The organism is Niallia circulans (genome assembly GCF_007273535.1).
Lineage (GTDB): Bacteria > Bacillota > Bacilli > Bacillales > Cytobacillaceae > Niallia > Niallia circulans_B.
The window spans coordinates 1,667,165-1,685,954 of record NZ_RIBP01000004.1; the positions used below are offsets into that span (position 1 = coordinate 1,667,165).

An 18,790-nucleotide genomic window follows, 5' to 3' on the forward strand; every position below is an offset into this window, starting at 1 on the left:
AATTATTGAAAGAGAACTGTGTCATATTACTATTAACTGTTTCAGTTATGTGCTTAACAATCAAATTAATGTTTGTTATAATTTAATTAGTTCGTACAAGAGCTCAATAAGTAGAGAAACATTGTTTATGAACTATACAATACATTCACATATAAATAGGAAGAAATAAGGTAATTAAAGTTGATTTATTCGCTTTATAATAGGATAATCACTTTCTCGTACAGACCGTATCGCTAAGTACAACCAGCTTCTTCGCATCGAAGACGAGCTTGGCGACCTAGCTGTATACGATGGTCTTCAATCTTTCTACAACCTTAAAAAATAAGGTTTGAACATTAACACCTGACATTCATTTGTCAGGTGTTTTTTGTTTGGATAAGTTTTGTAAAACAATTGTAAGGCTATTGTGGGACAACATAAAATATGGTACATTAAGAGTAATGTATGTTCGTCTTAATGGAGGTGTTTGTATGCTACACACAATCTTGTTAACATTATTGATCATTGTTGCTCTTGCTCTTATTGTAGTTGTACTTTTGCAATCAGGGAAAAGTGCAGGTCTATCCGGGGCCATTTCTGGTGGGGCAGAACAGCTTTTCGGTAAACAAAAAGCGCGTGGTTTAGATTTAATACTTCATAATACAACAATCGTGTTGGCTATTCTGTTTTTTGCCTTGACGATTGCAGTCAGCTATTTCGATATTTAATAGCTGTACGGTATAGATGAAAACCTGGCCGGAAGCGGTCAGGTTTTTTTTCTGTAATAGAAGCTTTAATTCTTTTTACTGGATTCTTATCCTTTTTTCTGCCTAAAATAGGATAAGAATTGAAGAAATTCAAGCATACATAATTGATTTCGAATAAAATGGGAAAAGATAAAGCAAGGAGTGTTTTAAATGAAATTAGTGGAACAAAAGCCATTGTTTTTTGAAGGAGACAATAAACGTGCTGTCTTACTGCTGCATGGCTTTACAGGCAATACTTCAGATGTCAGGCTGCTCGGCCGCTACTTGAATACAAAAGGATACACAAGCTATATTCCATTGTATAAGGGGCATGGAGTGCCTCCAGAGGACCTTGTTCAATATGGCCCTAAAGATTGGTGGGAGGACGTTCAGGCAGGCTATAATTTTTTGAAAGACAAAGGCTATGAGGAAATAGCAGTCGGCGGACTTTCCCTCGGTGGGGTATTTTCCCTTAAATTAGGTTACACTGTACCAGTAAAGGGTATCGTAACGATGTGTGCGCCGATGTATATTAAAAGCGAAGAAGTTATGTATGAGGGTGTTTTAGAATATGCCCGCAGTTATAAAGCACGTGAAGGAAAATCAGAGGAACTTATTGAAAAAGAAATGGCAGAATTCGCTCCAATGAACACATTGAAGGAGCTGCAAGCATTAATTGCAGATGTTCGCCAATCGGTAGACTTAATCTATTCTCCTGTATTTGTAATACAAGCAAGACATGACCATATGATTAATACAGATAGTGCTAATATTATTTATAATGAAGTGGAAAGTGACATGAAAGATATTAAATGGTTTGAAAACTCTGGCCATGTCATTACACATGATAAAGAAAAGGACCAGGTTTTCGAGGACTTTTACCAGTTTATCAATCGTTTAGACTGGAGTCGTTAATTAAAGGAGGTTGTTTGTTTGGATATAATTCACGAACATATAGAAAAGTTACTGCATTATATGAAGGACGAGGCGTATAAGCCGCTGACAGTCCAAGAATTAGAAGAAGCGTTTGGGATAGAGGATTCCTCTAACTTCAAAGATTTCGTCAAAGCATTAGTGCAGATGGAAGAAAAGGGTTTGGTCGTAAGAACGAGAAGCAATCGTTACGGTCTTCCTGAAAAAATGAATTTAGTAAAAGGGAAAATATCCGGTCATGCGAAGGGCTTTGCCTTTGTTATTCCAGAGGAGCCTGGCTTAGATGATATTTTTATCCCGCCGAACGAAGTAAATACAGCCATGAATGGTGATATCGTGCTTGCGCGTGTTACGTCAGAAAGCTCTGGGCAAAGACGGGAAGGTACAATTGTCCGTATCCTTGAAAGAGGGGTACAACAAATTGTCGGTACATATTCCGAAAGCAAGCATTTTGGCTTTGTTATTCCTGATGATAAAAAAATCGCCACAGATGTGTTCATTCCAAAAGGCAGCACTAAAGGGGCTGTAGAGGGACATAAGGTGGTTGTTAACCTTACTGCATATCCAGAAGGCAGAAAGAATGCAGAAGGTGAAATCACGAAGATTCTGGGACATAAAAACGACCCGGGTGTAGATATTTTATCTGTTATTCATAAGCATGGCTTGCCGCTTGCTTTTCCTGACGATGTTATGGAACAGGCTGATGGCGTTCCAGATGAAATTGATGAAAGTGAGATCAAAAACAGACGCGATTTAAGAGACCAGCAGATTGTTACAATTGACGGAGCAGATGCGAAGGACTTAGATGATGCTGTTACGGTTACAAGGCTGGAAAACGGCAATTATAAGCTTGGTGTCCATATTGCTGACGTGACTTATTATGTGAAGGAAGAATCGCCAATTGATGTGGAAGCACAAGACAGGGGTACAAGCGTTTATTTAGTTGACCGCGTTATTCCAATGATTCCTCATCGATTATCAAACGGAATTTGTTCCTTGAACCCGAAGGTAAATCGATTAACGCTCTCCTGTGAAATGGAGATCAGCTCAAGTGGTGAAGTGGTCAGCCATGAAATCTTCCAAAGTGTTATTAAAACAACGGAAAGAATGACATATGCTGATGTTAACTCTATTTTAAATGACAAGGATGAGGTGCTGCGAGAAAGATATGCGGAGCTTGTTCCTATGTTTGAGAGAATGGAGGAGCTTGCACAAGTTCTTCGTAATAAACGGATGGGCAGAGGGGCAATTGATTTTGATTTCAAAGAATCAAAGGTGATTGTCGAAGAAAACGGCAAGCCAAAGGATATCGTTTTGCGCGAACGCTCTGTGGCGGAACGCTTAATTGAAGAATTTATGCTTGTAGCTAATGAAACAGTTGCAGAGCATTTCCACTGGCTGCAAGTACCGTTCATCTATCGTATTCACGAAGATCCGAAGGAAGAAAAGCTTCGCAGATTCTTTGAGTTTATTACAAACTTTGGTTATATCGTTAAAGGAACTGCAAATGAAGTTCACCCAAGAGCGCTTCAGGAAATCATTGAAGAGGTGCAAGGAACACCAGAGGAAATGGTTATATCAACAGTAATGCTTCGATCTATGCAGCAGGCGAAATATTACCCAGAAAGCCTTGGGCATTTCGGATTATCAACTGATTTCTATACGCATTTCACATCGCCAATTAGACGTTATCCGGATTTAATTGTGCATAGACTTATTCGCACATATCTTGTGGAGGGTGATATTAGCGCACCTACTCAAGAAAAATGGAACAGCAAGCTAACAAACATTGCCGAGCATTCCTCGAACATGGAAAGACGCTCTGTTGAGGCTGAACGTGAAACAGATGAGATGAAAAAGGCAGAATACATGCTGGATAAAATCGGTGAGGAATATGATGGAATTATCAGCTCTGTCACTAACTTCGGAATGTTTGTCGAGCTAAACAACACGGTTGAGGGCCTTGTCCATGTCAGCTATATGACAGATGACTATTACCGCTATGATGAACGTCATTTTGCGATGATCGGTGAAAGAACAGGCAAGGTGTTCCGAATCGGTGATGAAATCACAGTTCGTGTTGTTAATGTTAACAAGGAAGAAAGAGCAATTGATTTCGAAATTGTCGGCATGAAAGGAACACGCCGCAGAGATCCGAAAAAAGACGGTAAAGTTTTCCCCACTGGCAGCACGTCTCGTCCGCCGCGCAAAGGAAAACCTGGTGCAGGCAAGGATGGCAGAAAAGGCAGTGGCAGTGGAAATGGCAGCGGCAGCGGTGAAGGAAAACGCCAAGGGAAAAAAGACCGAAAGTTTTTTGAGAATGCCCCGAAGGCAAAAAGAAAGAAAAAGAAACGCTGATTGCAGGCTTAAGAAAGGGAAGCAACATTGCTTCCCTTTGACAAAGCTCATCAAAATTGTCCGAACGAAGATAATTTGGTACAATTAGCTTATAAAGGTAGGGGAATTCAAATGCCAAAAGGTGAAGGGAAAGTAGTCGCACAAAACAAAAAAGCGAATCATGATTACTTTATTGAGGAAACATATGAAGCAGGCATCGTGCTGCAAGGAACAGAGATTAAAGCAATTCGTGCCGGCCGAGTCAACTTGAAAGAATCATACGCTCGCGTTCATAACGGGGAAGTATTCTTGTATGGCATGCATATAAGCCCATATGAGCAGGGGAACCGTTATAATCATGAACCGCTGAGAACACGTAAGCTGCTGCTTCATAAAAAGCAGATAAACCAACTGATTGGTGATACAAAGGAAATCGGTTATGCATTAGTTCCATTAAAGCTTTATATGAAAAACGGTTTTGCCAAGGTTTTAATCGGACTCGGAAAGGGTAAGAAAAACTATGACAAGCGTGAGACACTAAAGCGCAAAGAAGCAAACCGCAGCATCGAACGTGCCTTAAGAGATAGGCAAAAAATGTAATCCAAGAACTTACAATTGAAATTTAGGATGTTTATGTTATAATAAATTATGTCGTTAAGACAAGCATAACTTAAAGCTCCTATTTTTGAGCTTCCTAACGTTAACGCTTTTCAGCGTGAATCCTGTGATGTAACAATTACATGATTTTATCCTTATGGGGACGTTACGGATTCGACAGGGATAGTTCGAGCTTAGGTTGCGAGTCGAGGGGATCGGCCTCGTTAAAACGTCAAAGCCTATAACTGGCAAACAACAAAACAACTTCGCTTTAGCTGCTTAATAGCGCTTAGCGGTTCCTCCCTCCATTGCCCATGTGGTAGGGTAAGGGACTCACTTTAAGTGGGCTACGCCGGATTCCACCGTCTGAGGAAGAAGGAAGAGAACAACCAGACTAGCTCATCGGACGCCCGTCAGCAGGCAGAAGAATGAGCGAATTACGAATATGTTGACTACACTCGTAGAAGCTTAAGTGCCGATGTTTCTGGACGTGGGTTCGACTCCCACCGTCTCCACCAAATACATATGTTTGGTGGTTTTTTACTACTTTGAGATATAAAGCATCAATTCCTTTAGGAATTGATGCTTTTTTATTTTATTCATGCTGTTGCGGTCTTTTACAGCTGGACCGCCTCTTCACAAGCTCTGTGTCTATAAATATCTTCATTTTATCTTCTTCTTGATAATCAATCTCTCTAATTAATTTCTCCACTGCAAGAGAAGCAATTTTATCTTTTTTGACATGAATCGTTGTTAGCTCTGGACTTACAATTCGTGACTCTACAATATTATCAAATCCAATCACAGATATATCTTCCGGCACTTGCAGATTAAGTGCGTTGAGTGCCTTAATCACGCTGATGGCCATATAATCACACTCGCAAAAAATAGCGGTTGGTAGATTGTCTTTTAGTTCGAGAATAGATTGTGTGAAGTCATGTTGAATGGAGAGGTCCGTCGGAGACATTTGGAAAGTATGTTCAGGCTTAATATATAAGCCGTTTTCTTCCATGGCTTTTTGAAATCCTCTTCTTCGTGAATCAAAGTTGTACATTCTTGCAGTAGATTGTGCATAGCCAATTTCCCTATGTCCTAATTCAACTAAGTGTTTCCCTGCTTGGTAGCCCCCAATCACATTATTCATGACGATGAAGTTAATATCCAATGTCTCAAAACAAGTATCCAAGACAACTAGATTAGGCTGTAAGTCAGCGACCGTTTTAATCTGCTCTTCTGTTAAGTTTGTTCCTAATAACAAAATACCAGATGAACTTTGTTGCTTTTCTAGATTCATTACTTCCTGTTCAAGTGAATCAATATTTATTGAAGAAATAATTAAAGAATAGCCTTTTGATGAAAGAGATTGATCAATATTATTTATTAATTCCATAAAGAAAGATTGAGACTGGTATTGCTCAGTGATGATTCCAGTATGTGTACAAGCTATAAACCGAAATATTTTAGAGATAGAATGTTTTGTTTTCGAAAAGGATTTAGGGTTGTAGCCATTTTCCTCTGCAATCCGGATGATTTTTTGTCTAGTTTCGTGGCTAACACCAGGCTTTCCATTTAAAGCTAAAGAGACAGCTGATTTGGATACCTCTGCAATTTGGGCAATGTCATTTATCTTCATATGTATCCTCCATTCTATCTAAACTAAACTGTTTTTATAAATCTTTACGTTTAGTTTAGATAAAAAGTTTAGTTGTGTCAAATTAGTTAACTAGTACAAAATGATGTATATTCTAGTATTTTATTAAGTTTATTGCATGAAAATAACTAAAATAAACTAAAAATTAACGCTTACAAATAATAAAATTTTTAATAAATTTATATAAACATATTGACTTCTTTTTAGTGTCGGTGTTAATCTTATACCAAGAAATAACTTAGATATAACTCAGAAAACACTGTATTAATTGCGGTTACCACTTTTATTTATTGTTTAGTAAGTTTAGTAGTTAATGTTAATTTGGGGGAATAACATGGAAAAGTTTAAGTTAGGTTTTGCTCCGACGCGCAGATTTTTGTTTAGTAAAGAGGATGCTTACAAATATAAAGAGTTAATTAAAGAAAAAATGAAAAGCTTTAATTTAGGTATTGAAATCATTGATTTAGAGGGGATTAATGACGAGGGCTTACTTTATAATCGTGCTGAAGAGCAACTGATTATTGACCGCTTTATTTCCGAAAAAGTAGATGCTGTCTTTTTCCCACATTGTAATTTCGGAACAGAGGACCTTGTCGCAAAAATTGCTAAAGCGGTCGATAAACCTGTATTAATATGGGGACCGCGAGATGAAGCTCCGTTAGTGGATGGAACTCGACTTAGAGATACTCAGTGTGGAATTTTTGCAACGGGAAAAGTGCTGCGCAGATTTAAAGTTCCATTTACTTACATAACAAACAGTTCTGTCGACTCAAAAGTGTTTGAAAGAGGCTTTAAAAATTTCATTGGTGCAGCAAATGTTGTAAAGCACTTTAAGAAGCTTAGAATACTGCAAATCTCAACAAGACCGTCTGACTTTTGGTCTGTTATCTGTAATGAAGGCGAATTACTTGAGAAATTTGGCATTCAAATATATCCGATTACATTGGACCAAATTAAACAAAAGACATTAAAAATTGAGAAGGTTGGCAGTGAAGAACTTGATAAGGCAATTAAATATATCAAGGATACACTCGATTGGAGTGCGGTTAAAGATGAGGATGTTCGCCGGATCGCATCATTAAAGGTTGCGATGAAGCAGTTTGCAGAAGAAACAGGCAGCTCGGCAATAGCTATCCAATGTTGGTCAACATTGCAGGATATTATCGGAATCATGCCTTGTCTTGCGAACGCTATTTTAACAGATGAACAAATACCTGTCACTTGTGAAACGGATATCCACGGGGCAATAACTTCCATCATGGTTCAAGCAGCAACATTTAATACATTACCGACATTCTTTGCAGATATTACGATTAGACATCCAGAGCATCCGAATGGAGAGCTATTATACCATTGTGGTAATTTCCCAGTTTCGTTAAGTGTGGAAGAGAAGCCGCAATTAAATAAGCACTTTTTATTTGAAGATCATGCACCTGGAACACATGAAGGAGAAATTAAAGGCGGAGAAATGACGATAGCTCGTTTTGACGGTGATAACGGAGAATACTTCATTTTTTTAGGGAAGGCAAAAGGAATGGAAGGTCCATATACAAGAGGTTCTTATGTTTGGGTGGAGGTGAATGATTGGCCACTTTGGGAAGAAACATTAGTTAAGGGTCCATACATCCATCATTCAACGGGAATTCATGCAAATGTTATTCCGGTCATTTATGAGGCGTGTCAATACATTCCAGGATTAACTCCAGACCCTGTTGATCCGACAGTAGAGGAAATTCGTGCATGGTTACGTGGCAGTGACATAAATGAATGAGTTAATGGAGGGTAAATGATGTTAAATATTTTAGAATTGAAACGCAAAGCAACGGAAATAAGAATGTCTGTAATTGATATGGTGTACGAAGCAGGCACAGGACATACTGGATCATCTCTATCTAATACAGATATTTTGACAGCGCTTTTTTACGGTGTAATGAAGGTTGATCCAACAAATCCGACATGGGAAGACCGTGACCGTTATATTCAAAGTAAAGGTCACGCTGTTGAATCATACTGGGCAGTTCTTGCTGATATGGGCTTCTTTCCGAAAGAAGAATTAAAGACATTCTCTAAATTCAACTCACGATTAATAGGTCATCCAAATAATAAAGTTCCTGGTGTAGAAATGAATACAGGAGCATTGGGCCATGGTTTATCAATTTCTGTTGGCTTGGCATTAGCTGCTAAACTCGATAAAAAATCTTACCGGGTTTTCACGTTAATGGGAGATGGAGAATTAGCGGAAGGGTCTGTGTGGGAAGCTGCGATGTCTGCTTCACAATATAAACTTGATAATCTAGTTGGAATTATTGATAGAAACAGATTGCAAATCACTGGAAGTACGGATGATGTGATGAGTAATGAGCCTCTTGATAAGAAATGGCAAAGCTTTGGCTGGGATGTCATTGAAGTTGACGGTAACGATGTAGCTGAGCTAGTAAGAGTATTAACAGAAGCACCGATATCTCAAGGGAAGCCGACGATGATACTTGCCAACACGATTAAGGGCAAGGGCATTTCACTGGCAGAAAATGTAGCTAGCTGGCATCATCATGTCCCAACTAAAGAGGAATATGACTTGGCAATGACGGAACTTTCTAAGCAATTGGAGGTATTAGCATGAACAATGTAGCGTTTGAGAAAAATACTGGCAATAAAATTGCCAACAGGACAGTTGTTAGTGATACATTGCTTGCGTTAGCTTCAGAGAATAAAGATATTCTAGTATTAACAAGTGATTCAAGAGGGTCGGCATCAATGGTGCCGTTTGCGGATGCATTACCTGAGCAACTAATAGAAGTAGGTATCGCCGAACAAAATTTAGTTGGAATTTCGGCGGGCTTGGCTGCCTATGGAAAAAAACCATTTGTTGCTTCTCCAGCATGTTTTCTTAGTATGCGGAGCATTGAACAAATTAAAGTGGACATTGCCTATTCCAAAACGAATGTAAAACTAATTGGAATAAGTGGAGGTGTCAGCTATGGAGCCCTTGGCATGTCTCATCATTCTGTTCAGGATTTAGCTGTAACTAGGGCGATTCCAGATTTACATGTAATGATGCCTGCAGATCGTCATGAAACAAAAAAAATGATTGAGGCATTAGTAGATTATGAAACGCCAGTTTATATGAGAATTGGCAGAAATCCAGTCGAAGATTCGTATTTAAATGCTGATTATGATTTCCAGATTGGGAAGGCAGTCATCATGCATGAAGGCAATGACTTAACGATTATTGCTACTGGGGAAACGGTACGTGTTGCCCTTGATACTGCGTATGAATTGAAAGCAGACGGCATCAGCTGCCGAGTAATTAATATGCACACAATAAAGCCATTAGATGAAGCAGCAATTATTCAAGCAGCTAAAGAAACAGGCCGTATTATTACGATTGAAGAACATAGTGTTTTTGGTGGTTTAGGTTCAGCTGTTTCAGAGGTTACATCACAATCCTGTCCAGTGCCAGTAAAAATCCTCGGAATTCCAGATGAACCAGCAGTCGCAGGGAATACGAAGGAAGTTTTTCAACATTATGGATTAAGTGCTGACAATGTTGCACGCATTGCCAAAGAAATGCTTGGTTACTAGGGGGAGATTGCTATGAGTAATCGTTATATCCTTGCGATAGATCAAAGTACTTCTGGAACAAAAGCACTGCTTATTAATCATCAAGGTCAAATTGTTGAAAAGCAAACAGTTGTTCATAAGCAAATTTATCCTCAATCGGGTTGGGTCGAGCATGACCCGGTTGAGATTTACGAAAATGTTAAGAAAGTAATCAATAAAATCGGCGTGAAACATCCGTCGTTATTACTGAAAATGAATACCCTTACAATTACGAACCAACGGGAGACTATTGTTATCTGGGATAAACGGACAGGTGAGCCAGTCTATAATGCGATTGTTTGGCAGTGTAGAAGAACGACTTCCATTTGTACGAACTTGAAAGCACAGGGATATGAGGAAGCGGTTCATGCAAAGACCGGTCTTAAAATTGATCCGTATTTCTCTGCAACGAAGGCGAAATGGATTTTAGATAATGTTTCAGGTGTAAGAGAAAGAGCGGAACAGGGAGATTTGTTACTCGGAACAATTGACAGTTGGTTAATTTGGAAGCTAACAAATGGCAAGGTTCACGCAACAGATGTTACAAATGCCAGTAGAACCCTTTTGTTCAATATTTACTCTTTAAGCTGGGATGAAGAGCTGCTTAAGATTTTTAATATCCCAAAAACAATGCTCCCTGAAGTTAAATATTCGGATGAAATCTTTGGAATCGTTGAAGACAGCGAATCTTTCATAAATAAACTGCCAATATCAGGGGTAATCGGTGACTCACAGGCAGCTTTATATGCCCAACAATGCTTTGATAAGGAAATCGCGAAAGCAACCTTTGGGACCGGGACATCTGTAATGGTATACACCAAGGAATGTGTGGAGGCGAAGGAAGGGTTAGTTACTTCTGTAGCTTGGGGCTGTAATGGCAAGGTTCATTATGCTTTGGAAGGAATTATTAACACTACAGGCGATATTATCCGATGGATGAAGGATGACTTAACATTATTTGCAACCTTTGCTGAGGCAGAGCAGTTGGCACATATGCTTGATGATAATGATGGGGTTTATTTAGTGCCTGCATTTGTTGGCTTAGGTGCACCGTATTGGAAACCAGATATCAGGGCTAGTATAACAGGGATGAGCAGAAATACGAAAAAAGCTCATATTGTAAGAGCTGGCTTAGAAAGCATCGTATATCAAGTAAAAGATGTTCTGCAGCTTATCGAAAAGGAAACAAATGTCGTTGTAAAAGAGTTGCGAGTTGATGGTGGGGCAACAACAAATCAATTTTTAATGCAGTTTTTAGCCGATATTCTTGGAATAAAGATTATGGTGTCGACAATCTCTGAGTTATCTGCACTTGGTTCTGTTTATTTAGGCGGGCTTGGGTCAGGCTTTTGGACATCTGAAGAGATTTCAGCATTACATACGGAGAAACGTATGTTTGAACCAAAAATGAAGATAGAAGCAAGAGAACAGTTTTATTTAGAATGGAAGAGAGCCGTTTACTCAGCTATAGGCTAATTAAACTAGCTATTGCAGTCTTTGAAAGCACCCTTTTGTATGCGCTTTAAATCCAGTTAAGGAGGTGAGATTCTTCCGCAATCAATAGCGTGGGTAAGCCACCATGATAATTGTGCACTTATTCTAGTTGTAAGATATTTAGTGGGGGGGAAATAGGATGAGTTATGAAAAACTTGCCAAGAAAATCGTTCAAGAAGTGGGGGGCAAAGAAAATATTAATAGTGTCATCCACTGTGTAACACGGCTAAGGTTTAAGCTGAAGGATCAATCGATTGCGAATACAGAGGTATTAAAAGAACTAGAAGGCGTTATGACAGTTATCAAAAGTGGTGGTCAATACCAAGTAGTAATTGGAGAGCATGTTAGCAGTGTCTTTGCTGAAGTAATAAAATTGATTGGGGGAGAAGCTCCTCAAGCAGATGAGAATAAAGAAGAATCAACGGAAAAGAATACGATATTCAGCAAGTTTGTATCTTTAATCTCTGGAATCTTTATGCCCGTTATGGGTGCAATGGCTGCTGCCGGGATACTAAAGGGCTTCTTAGTAGCATTAACAGTAGTTGGCTGGGTAAATGAAGAAATGGGCGTGTATAAGATTTTATATGCAGCATCTGATGCATTCTTCTACTTTATGCCAATTCTCTTAGGGTTCTCAGCAGGTAAAGTATTTAAAACAAATGTTTATATAACAGCTACAATCGGTGCGGCGCTTGTATATCCTACTATGATCGAAATTTATAATGCTGGGGAGCAGTTAAGCTTTCTGCAGATTCCAGTTATCCTGATGAATTATACACAATCCGTTATCCCAATCATTCTAGCATCGTTTTTAACAGCTAAATTAGAAAAGGTTCTTTTGAAAGTTATTCCTAAATCATTACAATTGATTTTTGTTCCATTATTCATTACCGTTATAATTGTTCCATTATCCTTTATTGTAATCGGCCCGATTTCTGTATATGCAAGTGAATTACTAGCTAAAGGTGCTATGTCTGTTTATTCATTAAGTCCACTTGTTGCAGGATTGCTTCTAGCAGGAATTTGGCAAGTTGCCGTTATGTTTGGTTTGCACTGGGCGTTTATTGCGATTTTCATTAATAATATTACAACACTAGGGTATGATCCTATTAATGCATTGCTGTATTGTACAGTATTTGCCCAAACAGGAGCAGCTTTAGCTGTTTCATTAAGAATAAGAGAAACAAAAATGAAATCGCTATCAACGACAGCTACTATTTCAGGCTTCCTCGGAATTACTGAGCCTGCCATATATGGTGTTAACCTACCACTGAAAAAGCCATTTATTTTTGCCTGTGTTGGTGGTGGTGTCGGCGGAGCAATTGCGGGATTCTTTAATGCAAAGATGTATGGCGGATTTGCATCAGGCGGTATTTTTGGTATCCCGATGTTTATAAATCCAGACGGCATTAGCTGGGAATTTTATGGTTTTACCATTTCGTTAATTGCTGCATTGATTACCGCGTTTCTGTTAACATTTCTTTTCGGATTTTCTAATAAAGTAAGTTCAACAAAAGCAACAACTACGGCAAAAGCGAGTTCGAATCTCTAAGCGATGGGATAAATATTTTGGACAGCAGAGAAAGTAGAATCAAGCACTACTTTCTCTCTTCCGTATAACCTGGGAGGGAAAATAAATGATAGAGTTAAGAGTAGCAGAAAATAAACAATACCTTGAAACTGAAAAAGGTGAACGGTTTTTTTACCTGGCAGATACTGTTTGGAGTGCTTTTACGAATGCTACGTTAGAGGAATGGAATGATTATCTTAACTATCGAAAAACACAAGGCTTTAATGTACTCCAAATTAATATCCTTCAACAATGGGATGCCAGTGACACAGATGTTAACATGAAGCCATTTGCATACAAGGAAGATGGCTCATTCGATTTTAATAAAAGAAATGATGCTTACTTTGAACGTGCAGAAAAAATGGTGGCAATGGCAGTGGAAAAAGGATTTGTCCCTGCACTTGTCCTGCTGTGGTGTAACTATGTGCCTGAAACATGGGGTTCGGAGATTAGTAATATCAATAATATGCCTTTTGAATTGGTAGAGGATTATGTGAAATATGTTGACGGCATATTCTCGAAATACAATCCCATTTATTTAGTAAGTGGAGATACAGACTTTCCAACAGATATAACAACTAGCTACTATTCACTTGCGTTAACTATAATTAAACAACTAAGTCCACAATGTTTAACAACATTACATATAAGAGGAAGATTAACCGAAATTCCTGATGAACTGCTGTACAGTGACAAGCTGGATTTCTATATGTTCCAATCTGGTCATAATATACAATTTCAACATACATCTTATACGCTTGCAGAAGAATTCAGCAATAAGCCAGTTAAACGGCCGGCTCTTAATTCAGAGCCATGTTATGAACAAATGGGCTATAGCAGAAATATATATGGCCGTTTTAGTAGATTTGATGTTAGAAAGGCTGCTTGGCAAAGTTTATTGTCAGGTGCAGAGGCAGGTATCACCTATGGAGCTCATGGAATCTGGAGCTGGCATAAGCAAGAAAAGGGCTTTGGTCTAGTTGGTGAGGTGTTTGACAAGCCATACGATTGGCGAGATGCCGTAAAGTTTGAAGGTGCTTGGGATTATGCTTTTGCCAAAAAAATCTTTCGCTTATTTAATCTCAACGACTTACAGCCATTAAAAATTGTCATGAAAAATACCGAGGAGATAAGAGTAGCTAGCACCAAGGATGACGGTAGAATTGCTTTTTACCTGCCTGTTAATACTACCTTGAAATTAAATACACTGCTTGAAGACTACGATTTTACGATCATTGATTTAGAGTATAGACGATTTGGTGAAGCAAGTGTAGCTTTTGAAGATAATATCACGACAATTAATATGCATAGCTTTGACTCAGACGTTGTGATTATTGGGGAGAAAAGACGTTAAAGATTATAGGGTGTTGAAAATGTTATGCTTTGGGAAAACGGCAGGCAGTACTGCTAGAACCGGCACTCAAAGTGGTTTAAATAGTCGGTCGAATCAAAATGCATACCATATATTAAAAAATAATAAATTCCATAATAAACAAGCTGCCATTAATGGCAGCTTGTTTATTATGGAATTTACAGGGAAAATGAATATAGAACACATATAATTTTAGTTGATGAACAACCGTATCGTTGGACAACCTCTGTAATTGTATAAAAGGTTTGGGGAAAAATAAAACATAATTTACTTTCGCAAAAGGGAGGACTAGATTATGAAAATAGCCAAGAGAATGGTTCCTCTTATAATTGTACTGCTACTTGCTGCATGTAATAACTCAGCCACAGAATCAAGTAGTTCAGCAACTAACGATCCAGCAAACAACAGTAATCCGCAAACAGCAAACGAAGAGAATGCTAATACAGAGCCAGCAGCAACTGCCAACACAACCAATACTAATGGAACCGAAAGCGAAGAAGATTCAGGGAGTAATGACGAAACAGTGAGCCAGAAGGAAGAGTATCTTACCAAATTAAATGCTAAGAAAAAAGAAATGGATGAACTACGAAAAAATCCCGAAAATGATACCACATATGCAATGAAAAAGGTGGAAGGGGAGAGATATGACGCTTGGGATGATTTATTAAATGAGATTTATGGAGTTCTGCAGAAACAGCTTTCCTCTGAAGAAATGGAGCAGCTAAAACAAGAGCAGCGCGAATGGATTAAAAACCGCGATAGTAAGGCAAAAGAGGCCTCTCTTAAATATGAAGGCGGAACAATGGAGCAATTGGAATATGTAACTGTGCTAGCAGATCTTACGGAAGAACGCTGCTTTGCATTGGTTGAGGGGTATATGAAATAGAGAATGACTGCAGACATTCAGAGAGACTGCCTGACAAGCTTAGTGTTTTTAAGTTTGTCGGCAGTTTTATTTATTTAGGAGAGGTTGAAGGTTTCCGAGACTTATTGAATCTTCCTTTTTCTAATAAGTTTAGCTACTTTTTCACTAATAAACAACAGCATTACACCGGATAAAAGTATGAACAAGGAACTTATTGTACTTTTTCCATTTGTTTCTAAAAATTACATTAATAAATAAAAGCAATGCCCAATATACAAAGGTTGAATAACATGCGATGTTTAAACTAGGTCTGTCGAAATCTTTGTCTTCTTTAAAAAACAGATAACGCAACTCCTTCGGATAGTATCGACGTAAGTTTTTTCTAATTAAAGTACAACATTGATTGATTAGCAAAAAGGGTATTGCCACTAGCAATACCCTTAAATAGTATATCATCTTTGTCATTCTCAAAATGGTGAATATTTACTAAGAAAAACGTCAAACGACCTAATAAACTCACTAGCTGTATGCTGCTCTTCCTCTGTGAATAATTGATTGGTTTTTACCTGCTCATAGAGGGCTTGCATTAGGTCTAGTGTTTCTGTATAAATCTGTTGATCTTGTTCATTTGTGATTTCGGCTATTTTTTGTCCGTAGTCATACTGATAAAATCCATCATATACTTCACTTTCAGCAGCAGTTAATGCTATCTTTCTCTGAAGGCAAGCCATGCATATTCCACAAGGGGTAACCGTATCCTTGTCTATTCTTCTCTTCATTCTTACACAGTCATTTGTATTTTTAATTTGCTGTTTATATTCTTTTGGCAGTTCCTTAATGATTTCTGCTCGGCTTTTTTGCAGGAATGGCGTCTCAATTTTCATATCGACTGATGTGCTTTTATAAAGGTTATTCATTATTTGATATGTTTTCGGGTGGGCTGTCTTAGGCAAAAGAGATGGTTTGTTTAGATAGTCTATATTTATTTGTTTGCTTCGATAATAGAATACTTTTGACCCGCCATTAAAATATGACTTTGCAGCAGCAATTGCTAGTACGAATAAAATAGCTGCAGGAGTGGTTTTTCTTTTATTGAGTAGTTTCATAGGTGCATCGAGAATTTCACTAGAATCTGCAACAGATTTCCGTAAAAACGCTGCTAATTTTTGTTGTTTCTGCTTTTCATTATCCTTGTTGATAACGCGAATGTAATCAAACATGGACTGGTCCGTGGTTAATCCAGCTATTGATTCGATGTCATCATAAAACAAGGCCACGTCTTGGTTTGCAGGCAATGACAGAAAGGCATCGTCGTTATCGAGCGGACTGATCACTGTGAATTGCACAGGTACTGGTTTGTCTGTAATCCATTCAAAAAGCGCCTCTACTGTATCCTTTTCCTTGTTCCAAAAAGCTACATCAAAGACTGGTATTGACATGTCGAGGTCTTTTTTTTCTTTTATTATATCAGTCTCAAAGACAAAAAGACTGCCCATTATAGTGATGAGGTCTATAAATTTACTGCTAGTATCGTTATAGTCAAAGTAAATCCCATGAAGCACTTCTCTATGTAAATTAGTTAAAAGTTCATTTTTTACATTCATACAAAAACTCCTGTTATTCTGTAGAAATGAAAATAGTAATTTACTAAATTATAGCACTTAATGGTTGTTTAGAGATAATTCTAAGACGGATAAGCAGGACTTTTTCAATTGTTCAATGTAGAGAAGCCATTTTTGCTTTATATTTCCCGCGAAGCACTTACCTTTGAAGTGAATTGACGGATTTGGCTTAGTCGTTCAAAGTTATCAGCGAAATTAGGGGCATTTACTTTCACTAATCCTTCGTTGAAATCCTTTTTAAAGTGGAATACGCCAGTTGGACGCATTGCGATAAGGTGGATTTGATTCCACTCAGGAAAATCAGCTTTGTGGTACAAAACGTCTGCTGTTTCGAGTGCGATAAACTCCTTGCACCACTTCTTTGTGTGGAGGATATGCTCCATAGCAGGACCATTGTTATTAATCATAATATTTTTGAATTCTGAGAGATACTCTTGTTGTACGTTAACGTATTCAACAATCTGAATATTGCCGTTTTTTTCGTCGGAAGGGAAGAAGGAGCCAGGGGTTGGAAGCATTGTTTCTTGTCTCACTAACTGTCTTTTATGATCGTTAAAAGCTTGCTTGAAATGGTCGTAATGTTTTTCTTCCTCTGTCTTAAGAAGGATGAGGATATTCCACATTTGGGTTTTATCTATGGTAGAAAAGGTTAGTTTCTTGCGATACATTCTATAAAAAGAGAATTTGTTATTGTGTAGTTGGAAATAAGTAAGGAATTGACTGATAATCTGCTTATCCTCTTTTTTGTCTGTAAAGTATGTTGCGGCGTAATACATCTTAAGACACTCCCTATGTTAGGTTATTTTATTATAAATCTAACATAATTGATAATGGTTTTCAATTAGAGGGTATTTCGGTCCAAACAAAGAAAAGACGAGGCTGGGACAAAACAAAAGATAACCTTTCTAAACATGAATAAAATTACATCCATATTTGAATAATGAAGCTTGTGACAAAATAGAATTTGGAGTTAAAATTAGTTCGTTTCATTGCGCGCTCGTCTTCGCCTGCGGGGTCTAAAGCGTCCTCTATTTCCCGCAGGAGTCGAGTGGCCACCGCTCCATTCCACTAAAATTTCTAATTCTTGTATTTTAAAAAACAAAAACAAGAATCTGAATTATCCAATCGAAATTAGAATGGATAGTTCGGTTTTTATACTGATTCATATACTTATGTCCCAGCCACATCCTCTTTTTCTTCCTACTATTAAATCATCCCGCCATTAACCCGAATTGTTTGGCCTGTTATCCAGCGAGACTCTTCACTCACTAAGAAGGCTAATGTATCGGCGATATCTTCTGTTTCGCCTAATCTTCCAAAGGCATTATTTCGTTTTAATCCTTCTATTTGTTCAGGACCTTTGCCTTCTAGGAACAGTTCTGTTGTTGTCGGACCTGGAGCAAGGGTATTGATGGTAATATTCTTTTGTCCAAATTCCCTTGCCAATTGTCTGCTGATTTGTTCAACTGCACCTTTAGTAGCGGCATAGAGGCTGTATGCTGGGAACATCACTCCTGCAACCGATGTGGAGAAATTGACAATGCGACCGTTTGCTTCCATATGTTTGAAGGCTTGTTGACAGGCGAAATAGGTTCCTTTCACATTAATGGCAAAATGCTGGTCAAATTGTTCCTCTGTTACTTCGCTTATTGGAACGGTATGCATGATACCTGCGTTGTTTACAAGGATATCGACTTTACCGAAATGGCTGATTGTCCTTTCAAATAACTGCTCCATTTCCTTTAATTTACTTACATCTGCTTTGACAGCAATTGCGTGGCCGCCGTTCTCAACAATGCCTGCAACAACCTCGTCGGCAGCTTGAGGACTGTTGGCATAATTGACGACTACCTTCGCTCCTAATTCTGCAAGCCTTTTAGCACTTTGTGCACCGATTCCTCTTGATGCACCTGTTATGATTGCAACTTTATCTTGTAAGCTTGTCATCATTAATTCCTCCAAAACTTATATTTTCTTTACATTATAAATAACCTGAATTTGAACTAGGTAGCAGATTCATCTGT

General features: G+C 38.2%; 15 protein-coding genes, 1 other RNA gene and 1 pseudogene. 13 read left to right on the top strand and 4 right to left on the bottom strand.

Annotation, left to right across the window (positions count from 1 at the left end; all coding sequences use genetic code 11):
* Positions 1-208: 208 nt before the first annotated feature.
* From CEQ21_RS27485 to ssrA, 6 genes and pseudogenes are all read left to right on the top strand, one after another.
* Positions 209-325 (top strand): annotated as a pseudogene (locus tag CEQ21_RS27485) (hypothetical protein); the annotation flags it as partial.
* 145 nt (positions 326-470) lie between these two features.
* Entirely contained in the window at positions 471-707 is a 237-nt protein-coding gene (gene secG / locus CEQ21_RS16115) for a preprotein translocase subunit SecG (protein ID WP_127738135.1), read from the top strand.
* A gap of 189 nt (positions 708-896) precedes the next feature.
* Positions 897-1,640, top strand: coding sequence for an alpha/beta hydrolase (locus CEQ21_RS16120; RefSeq protein WP_185765404.1), 744 nt, complete (start codon positions 897-899; stop codon positions 1,638-1,640).
* Between the two features lie 60 nt (positions 1,641-1,700).
* The gene (gene rnr / locus CEQ21_RS16125; protein ID WP_235907390.1) at positions 1,701-4,016 is read left to right on the top strand and encodes a ribonuclease R; all 2,316 of its coding nucleotides are present in this window, start codon (positions 1,701-1,703) and stop codon (positions 4,014-4,016) included.
* 111 nt (positions 4,017-4,127) lie between these two features.
* Positions 4,128-4,595, top strand: coding sequence for an SsrA-binding protein SmpB (gene smpB / locus CEQ21_RS16130; protein ID WP_127738132.1), 468 nt, complete (start codon positions 4,128-4,130; stop codon positions 4,593-4,595).
* Between the two features lie 156 nt (positions 4,596-4,751).
* Positions 4,752-5,110, top strand: a transfer-messenger RNA (tmRNA) gene (ssrA, locus tag CEQ21_RS16135).
* A 77-nt stretch (positions 5,111-5,187) separates the two neighbouring features.
* Here the strand turns inward: ssrA and CEQ21_RS16140 are convergent.
* Positions 5,188-6,225, bottom strand: a complete 1,038-nt coding sequence (locus tag CEQ21_RS16140; protein WP_185765406.1) for a LacI family DNA-binding transcriptional regulator — start codon at positions 6,223-6,225, stop codon at positions 5,188-5,190.
* Between the two features lie 352 nt (positions 6,226-6,577).
* Between CEQ21_RS16140 and CEQ21_RS16145 the strand changes: the two genes are divergently transcribed.
* From CEQ21_RS16145 to CEQ21_RS16175, 7 genes are all read left to right on the top strand, one after another.
* The gene (locus CEQ21_RS16145) at positions 6,578-8,014 is read left to right on the top strand and encodes an L-fucose/L-arabinose isomerase family protein (RefSeq protein WP_185765407.1); all 1,437 of its coding nucleotides are present in this window, start codon (positions 6,578-6,580) and stop codon (positions 8,012-8,014) included.
* Between the two features lie 18 nt (positions 8,015-8,032).
* Positions 8,033-8,863, top strand: coding sequence for a transketolase (locus tag CEQ21_RS16150; protein ID WP_185767300.1), 831 nt, complete (start codon positions 8,033-8,035; stop codon positions 8,861-8,863).
* Positions 8,860-9,825, top strand: a complete 966-nt coding sequence (locus tag CEQ21_RS16155; protein WP_185765408.1) for a transketolase family protein — start codon at positions 8,860-8,862, stop codon at positions 9,823-9,825. The genes CEQ21_RS16150 and CEQ21_RS16155 overlap by 4 nt, the downstream gene beginning before the upstream one ends.
* A gap of 12 nt (positions 9,826-9,837) precedes the next feature.
* Entirely contained in the window at positions 9,838-11,319 is a 1,482-nt protein-coding gene (gene glpK, locus CEQ21_RS16160; RefSeq protein ID WP_185765409.1) for a glycerol kinase GlpK, read from the top strand.
* Between the two features lie 157 nt (positions 11,320-11,476).
* Positions 11,477-12,889 carry a PTS transporter subunit EIIC gene (locus CEQ21_RS16165; RefSeq protein WP_185765410.1) on the top strand — a complete coding sequence of 471 codons (1,413 nt, stop codon included), beginning with the start codon at positions 11,477-11,479 and terminating at the stop codon, positions 12,887-12,889.
* An 85-nt stretch (positions 12,890-12,974) separates the two neighbouring features.
* Positions 12,975-14,261: a glycoside hydrolase family 140 protein gene (locus CEQ21_RS16170; RefSeq protein ID WP_185765411.1), complete on the top strand. Its 1,287-nt coding sequence runs from the start codon at positions 12,975-12,977 to the stop codon at positions 14,259-14,261.
* A 313-nt stretch (positions 14,262-14,574) separates the two neighbouring features.
* Positions 14,575-15,165, top strand: a complete 591-nt coding sequence (locus CEQ21_RS16175; protein WP_185765412.1) for a lysozyme inhibitor LprI family protein — start codon at positions 14,575-14,577, stop codon at positions 15,163-15,165.
* 446 nt (positions 15,166-15,611) lie between these two features.
* Here the strand turns inward: CEQ21_RS16175 and CEQ21_RS16180 are convergent, their stop codons facing one another.
* The 3 genes from CEQ21_RS16180 to CEQ21_RS16190 all read right to left on the bottom strand — a co-directional run bounded on the left by CEQ21_RS16180 (position 15,612) and on the right by CEQ21_RS16190 (position 18,713).
* Entirely contained in the window at positions 15,612-16,748 is a 1,137-nt protein-coding gene (locus tag CEQ21_RS16180; RefSeq protein ID WP_185765413.1) for a 7-cyano-7-deazaguanine synthase, read from the bottom strand.
* A 137-nt stretch (positions 16,749-16,885) separates the two neighbouring features.
* Entirely contained in the window at positions 16,886-17,542 is a 657-nt protein-coding gene (locus CEQ21_RS16185; protein ID WP_185765414.1) for a hypothetical protein, read from the bottom strand.
* 430 nt (positions 17,543-17,972) lie between these two features.
* Positions 17,973-18,713 (bottom strand): SDR family oxidoreductase, encoded by a 741-nt coding sequence (locus CEQ21_RS16190; protein WP_185767301.1) that lies wholly within the window; start codon positions 18,711-18,713, stop codon positions 17,973-17,975.
* Between the last annotated feature and the right edge of the window lie 77 nt (positions 18,714-18,790).

Bases quoted from the DNA above. Each gene is read 5' to 3' on its own strand.
- rnr (WP_235907390.1), top strand. From the start codon at position 1,701: ATGAAGGACGAGGCGTATAAGCCGCTGACAGTCCAAGAATTAGAAGAA.
- smpB (WP_127738132.1), top strand. From the start codon at position 4,128: ATGCCAAAAGGTGAAGGGAAAGTAGTCGCACAAAACAAAAAAGCGAAT.
- glpK (WP_185765409.1), top strand. From the start codon at position 9,838: ATGAGTAATCGTTATATCCTTGCGATAGATCAAAGTACTTCTGGAACA.
- CEQ21_RS16150 (WP_185767300.1), top strand. From the start codon at position 8,033: ATGTTAAATATTTTAGAATTGAAACGCAAAGCAACGGAAATAAGAATG.
- CEQ21_RS16165 (WP_185765410.1), top strand. From the start codon at position 11,477: ATGAGTTATGAAAAACTTGCCAAGAAAATCGTTCAAGAAGTGGGGGGC.
- CEQ21_RS16185 (WP_185765414.1), bottom strand. From the start codon at position 17,542: ATGTATTACGCCGCAACATACTTTACAGACAAAAAAGAGGATAAGCAG.
- CEQ21_RS16190 (WP_185767301.1), bottom strand. From the start codon at position 18,713: ATGACAAGCTTACAAGATAAAGTTGCAATCATAACAGGTGCATCAAGA.
- CEQ21_RS16145 (WP_185765407.1), top strand. From the start codon at position 6,578: ATGGAAAAGTTTAAGTTAGGTTTTGCTCCGACGCGCAGATTTTTGTTT.
- CEQ21_RS16180 (WP_185765413.1), bottom strand. From the start codon at position 16,748: ATGAATGTAAAAAATGAACTTTTAACTAATTTACATAGAGAAGTGCTT.
- secG (WP_127738135.1), top strand. From the start codon at position 471: ATGCTACACACAATCTTGTTAACATTATTGATCATTGTTGCTCTTGCT.
- CEQ21_RS16175 (WP_185765412.1), top strand. From the start codon at position 14,575: ATGAAAATAGCCAAGAGAATGGTTCCTCTTATAATTGTACTGCTACTT.
- CEQ21_RS16170 (WP_185765411.1), top strand. From the start codon at position 12,975: ATGATAGAGTTAAGAGTAGCAGAAAATAAACAATACCTTGAAACTGAA.
- CEQ21_RS16120 (WP_185765404.1), top strand. From the start codon at position 897: ATGAAATTAGTGGAACAAAAGCCATTGTTTTTTGAAGGAGACAATAAA.
- CEQ21_RS16140 (WP_185765406.1), bottom strand. From the start codon at position 6,225: ATGAAGATAAATGACATTGCCCAAATTGCAGAGGTATCCAAATCAGCT.
- CEQ21_RS16155 (WP_185765408.1), top strand. From the start codon at position 8,860: ATGAACAATGTAGCGTTTGAGAAAAATACTGGCAATAAAATTGCCAAC.